The sequence below is a fragment of the Flavobacterium sp. UBA4854 genome (assembly GCF_002399805.1).
Taxonomy (GTDB): Bacteria; Bacteroidota; Bacteroidia; order Flavobacteriales; family Flavobacteriaceae; genus Flavobacterium; species Flavobacterium ginsengisoli.
The window spans coordinates 3101-3459 of record NZ_DHEI01000154.1 but is presented as its reverse complement, the minus strand read 5'-3'; the positions used below and the strand labels follow the sequence as shown (position 1 = coordinate 3459).

The 359-nt window shown below is 44.8% G+C and carries 1 protein-coding gene; it reads right to left on the bottom strand.

What is annotated here, in order from left to right:
• Positions 1-359, bottom strand: a 359-nt coding sequence (locus tag B3J44_RS22265) for an efflux RND transporter permease subunit (protein WP_286971508.1), incomplete at both ends; no start/stop codon positions are given.

Here is a 359-nt window from a genome sequence, read left to right as displayed (position 1 = left end):
ATTCTTCCGGCAGATTCTGTAACCACATTGTCCATATCGTTGGACGGAATTTTCAGCAGATTCCTGAACTTTGGATTCAGTGCCAACTGATGCAGGACGGCTTCTACAATAATGACGGCTCCGTCAATGATTAATCCAAAATCCAGAGCACCCAAACTCATCAGGTTGCCACTCACCCCAAAAAGGTTCATCATACAAATGGCAAAAAGCATGGCCAGCGGAATTACCGAAGCCACGAGTAAGCCGGCTCTGAAATTTCCGAGAAATAAAACGAGTACAAATACCACGATTAATGCACCTTCCAGAAGGTTTCTTTCTACCGTGCTGATGGCATTGTTCACCATTTTGGTACGGTCAAG